Consider the following 4,844-nt stretch of genomic DNA (forward strand, 5'->3'; position numbering starts at 1 on the left):
CTCTTTATCCAGCATGGCTTCGGCAAGCAGCTTCTTGAGTCTGGCGTTCTCTTCCTCAAGCGACTTCAGGCGCTTAACTTCAGGCACCTCCATACCGCCATACTTCTTACGCCAGATGTAAAACGTGGCATCGGAAATGGCATGCTTGCGGCAGAGTTCACGGGCGGGTACCCCAGCTTCGGCTTCGCGGAGAATACTGATGATCTGTTCATCGGAAAAACGCTTCTTCATGGGGATGTCCTCATGTGGCTAATGAAGACATTACTAACATCGGGGTGTACTAATCAACGGGGAGCAGGTCAGATCGTCTTTCAAGGTCTTCCCATCAAATGTTGCGATGGTGCGGAGTCGGTCGTCTTTCAGGGTTTTACCGTCAAAGGTAGCGATGGTGCGGAGTCGGTCGTCTTTCAGGGCTTTACCATCAAACGTCGCGATGGTCCTCAGTCGATCATCTTTCAAGGTCTTGCCATCAAAGGTCGCGATAGTCCTGAGTCGATCGTCTTTTATAGTTACGCTCATAAGTATTCTCCTGTGATACATCTATTCAGTACTTTACCATCCAAAATCAAGCAGTGGTTTCTGTGAGTTCTGGACGCTAATTGTTTGAATGTGCGTTAAAAATTCATCCAGTTAGCATTAACATTAACCAGCGCTTCATCGATCATACAGGTCTGACGCAGTTTAAAAGATACAATCTTACCTATAAATTGCGGTGGCGCATTGTTCTTTTATCTGGCTACTAGAGGTGTCCACCAACCCCTTTAAATTTTTCGATAAACGCCCCAATTTTCTGGAATACAGTCTGCTTTTTCGTTTTGTACTGAGGATTCAACGGACTGAGCTTTGGTAGCGTCTCGTTTAACTCCGTCCCATTTTCGGTAGCATATTCCCGTTTTAGTGATGTGCGGATATAGCGCCTTGCAGCCTCTTCATTGAGGTTTTCTTCCTTAATCAACGCCTCTGCTTCCCGTTGCTGTTCACGCTGAGCATAGGTAAAGAATGCATCAATGATACTGGCCTTGTCCGGCATGTCATCAAGGTTAGTTTGCTGAATAAAGTCAACAATCAGACCTTCTTTGGCACGGTTGCCCAGACTTGAGCGGATTAAGCGTCTGACCTCTTCAGTCAGGGCTTCTTTACCTTTTTTCTGACGATTGTGGTCGAAAATCAGACCAAGGATGTAGTCCAGGTTAATTTCCTGCGACTTCAGCAGGTCAATTTCAAACACCACGTCATCCCAGTCTGTGGTTGATTTATCCCTGTCGTTTGCTGCTTTTTCGCGTCGCTGCCAGTCCCGGATATCATTGTATGCTGAGCGATAGTCCTGAACTTTACGTTCTGCCGGGAGACGAATGGTTTGTAATTCAGCAAATTTTTCATCATCCACATAGTGCTCTGCTTTAAAGGTTTCTACCGCTTCCGGGTCACTAATATCAACCTTCTGCAGGGCTTTCAGCGTGGCAAATTCATCATAGTTTTGCAGGATGTTTTCTGCCCGCAGATATTCACCAAACAGTTTGACGAAGGCTTTTTTCTCTTTTTCACTGTCGATACTGGCAGGGTCAGGGAAGCGCTGCTCCAGCTCCGAAACAACAGCCATAAAACCTCGTTTAGCCTCACCGGTTGCCGCATCGGTAAAGCCCTGCATGTACTCTTCGTAGCTTTTTTCCAGTACCACATTCTTGGTGTTTTTGTCGCCAAAAAGTGTGATGGCATCAATGGTCGGACGCTCCAGGTCCCTGAACGTCACGATATTGCCGAAGGTTTTGGTGGCATCATAGATACGGTTTGTGCGGGAAAATGCCTGCATCAGGCCGTGATAACGGAGGTTTTTGTCAACGAAAAGAGTGTTAAGCGTCGGGGCATCAAAGCCGGTTAAGAACATTCCCACCACGATGAGAAGGTCGATATCCTGATTTTTCACTCGTTGAGCTAAATCGCGGTAGTAGTTCTGGAAGCCGTTACTGTCGGTACTGAAATTGGTTTTAAAGTGGTTGTTATAGTCATCAATGGCTGAATCCAGGAATTCCTTCGCGCTGCTGTTCATTGCGCTGGTATCAAAGCTTTCGTCAGTAATATCACCAATGGCGCTTTGCTCTTCATTTGCAGCAAAGGAGAAGATGGTTGCAACCCGAAGGCGTTTATAGCTGCCAGATTTCTTCTCCGCTTCTTCCTGTAGCATTTTAAACGTCGTGTAATAAGCTTTTGCCGCTTCCACGCTGCTAACTGCTAACATGGCGTTAAAGCCCTTAGCTCCCGGGAAGGTTCGGTGTGTTTTCTGCCGGAAGTTATTGATAATGTATTGCGTTATTTCCTGGATACGCAGGGGGTGCAAAAATGCCTGTTGGTTTTCAGCCGCGCTGAGTTTTTTCTCATCAGTTTCCGTTTCAAGAGACTTAAACTGTGGGCGGACATCGTTATAGTCCACCTTAAACTTCAGCACTTTTTCATCACGAATCGCATCAGTAATTACGTAAGAATGTAATTCACGCCCGAAGACGCTGGCGGTGGTTTCTGCCCCCAGTGCATTTTCCGGGAAAATAGGCGTACCAGTAAAACCAAACTGATAGAAGCGTCTGAATTTCTTTTTGAGGTTTTTCTGGGCCTCACCAAACTGGCTGCGGTGACACTCATCAAAGATAAACACCACCTGCTGTTGATAGACGGGCAGGTCAGCTTCGGCTTTCATCAGGTTATTGAGTTTCTGAATGGTTGTGACGATGATTTTGTTATCGTCCTTATCCAGGTTTCTTCTGAGGCCTGCTGTATTATCCGAACCATTCACACTGTCCGGAGAGAAGCGCTGATACTCCTTCATGGTCTGGTAATCGAGGTCTTTCCTGTCGACCACGAAGAAGACTTTATCAATAAAGTCCAGCTCGGTTGCCAGTCGTGCGGCCTTAAAGCTGGTCAGGGTTTTACCTGACCCGGTGGTATGCCAGATAAACCCGCCGCTTTCGGGTTTTGACCAGTTCTTCATTTTAAATGAGCTGTTAATTTTCCAGAGGATTCGCTCAGTGGCAGCAATCTGATAGGGACGCATGACCAGCAGCGTCTGGCTGCTGTCAAACACGCTGTAATTAAACAGAACATTCAGCAGGGTATGCTTCTGGAAGAAAGTGGCGGTAAAGTCCTTCAGGTCCTTAATCAGAGTGTTATCCGACTTCGCCCAGTTCATGGTGAAATCAAAGCTGTTTTTATCCCGCTTAGTGGTACTGGCAAAGTACCGGGTATCGGTTCCGTTAGATATCACAAACAGTTGCAGGTATTTAAACAGGGAGTTGTCGCTGTTAAAGCTTTCCTTGCTGTAACGGTGTATCTGGTTAAAGGCTTCACGAATCGCCACGCCGCGCTTTTTGAGTTCGATTTGCACCAGTGGCAGGCCGTTAACCAGAATGGTGACGTCATAACGGTTAGCGTGTGAGCCAGTCTGCTCAAACTGCTGAATGACCTGCACCTTATTGCGCAGCAGGTTCTTTTTATCTATCAGATAGATGTTTTCCAGACGACCGTCATCAAACGTGAAATCACAGATATAGTCGATATGGATTTTACGGGTTTTGTCCAGGCTGCTGTCACTGGGGCTGTCGAGATACTGCTCTGCGAAACGCCGCCATTCACTTTCGTTAAACACCACACCATTAAGACGCTGAAGCTGGTCCCGCACATTCGCCAGCATCGCAGTCGGTGACTTAACGGAGATAAACTCATACCCCTGATTAAGAAGGTCCTGAATCAGCTCCCGCTCAAGGTCCGATTCGCTCTGGTAGCTGTCACCGGTCTCCAGAACTTTGGTGTATTTATCAAGGACGATAAAGTTATTGGATTCAGCAATGGTGTGTGTCTGTTGTGTCATGGTGCATCCTGTGCGTCATCTGGCAAAGTCCGGAAGGGTATCAGAAGCATCTCCCGGTATTCCTAAAACCTGATACCGGGCGGGTGAAAACATACCCTACCGGTATCTATGGCCTGTCAGTTGCTGGCAGCTTCCGATGTCGGGAAGCTGAACAGTAAATCGCGATAGTACTCGTACTGCTTCTGACGTAGCTCGATTTCACGAGGAAGCCCTTCGGTTATTGAACTGGTCAGTGTATCGAATTTATCGAGGATGGCGACGATACGAGCTTGCTCTTGTAAAGGGGGAACCAAAACAATAGGAGCATTTAATATGTTATATGAAACAAAAGGCTGTGATGCACTATTAGATTTTGACCCGAAATCTTGTAAAAGTAATAAATGGTAGGCGTATTTTTGAAGAACTTCCTTCGATTTGTGCCTACAAATAACTCCATTGTATGTAACAAAATGCTTACCCTGGCCCCAATTAACGATTCCTGCGTAAGCACCTATATGGCCAATAACAGGCGAGTCTTCGCTGTTATATTTGTCATGGGAGCCTACAATCCCGTTGCTACCATAAACAGGATATTGCCCTCCAGATTTAGGAATTGTATTGCCTGTTCCATACTGAAAATCATAAATATCACCTATACTCATTTCTCGAGTGTCTTCCCTTTCCTCAAGATTCATTAACTGGTCACGATAGTAGTTGTACTGCTTTTTACGCATGGTAAGCTCAGCGGTAAGTGCAGTAAATTTATCCAGAATCCGAACGATTTCAGACTGGATAGCAAGGGATTTTTCCGGATTATCCGGGCAGGGGATTGGAACTTCAAACTTATCTGTATCAGGAGTTGCAATTTGTGGCATTTGCATTTTACCCCCAATTTTCGGTGATGCTGCCAACTTACTGATTTAGTGTATGATGGTGTTTTTGAGGTGCTCCAGTGGCTTCTGTTTCTATCAGCTGTCCCTCCTGTTCAGCTACTGACGGGGTGGTGCGT

General features: G+C 46.2%; 4 protein-coding genes and 1 pseudogene. 1 reads left to right on the forward strand and 4 read right to left on the reverse strand.

What is annotated here, in order from left to right:
* From FHC49_RS20640 to FHC49_RS20655, 4 genes and pseudogenes are all read right to left on the reverse strand, one after another.
* Positions 1-231, reverse strand: a 231-nt coding sequence (locus FHC49_RS20640) for a transposase (protein WP_220440752.1), incomplete at its 3' end; no start/stop codon positions are given.
* A gap of 33 nt (positions 232-264) precedes the next feature.
* Positions 265-519, reverse strand: a complete 255-nt coding sequence (locus FHC49_RS20645; protein ID WP_244661195.1) for a hypothetical protein — start codon at positions 517-519, stop codon at positions 265-267.
* Between the two features lie 220 nt (positions 520-739).
* Positions 740-3,856, reverse strand: a complete 3,117-nt coding sequence (locus tag FHC49_RS20650) for an HsdR family type I site-specific deoxyribonuclease (protein ID WP_182268807.1) — start codon at positions 3,854-3,856, stop codon at positions 740-742.
* Between the two features lie 116 nt (positions 3,857-3,972).
* Positions 3,973-4,668 (reverse strand): annotated as a pseudogene (locus tag FHC49_RS20655) (restriction endonuclease subunit S); the annotation flags it as partial.
* A 119-nt stretch (positions 4,669-4,787) separates the two neighbouring features.
* Here FHC49_RS20655 and FHC49_RS24800 point away from each other — a divergent pair.
* Positions 4,788-4,844 (forward strand): IS1 family transposase (locus FHC49_RS24800; RefSeq protein ID WP_097491765.1); only part of this gene is annotated, 57 nt, incomplete at its 3' end.

The organism is Kluyvera sp. EC_51, from assembly GCF_019584505.1.
GTDB classification, from domain to species: Bacteria; Pseudomonadota; Gammaproteobacteria; order Enterobacterales; family Enterobacteriaceae; genus Kluyvera; species Kluyvera sichuanensis.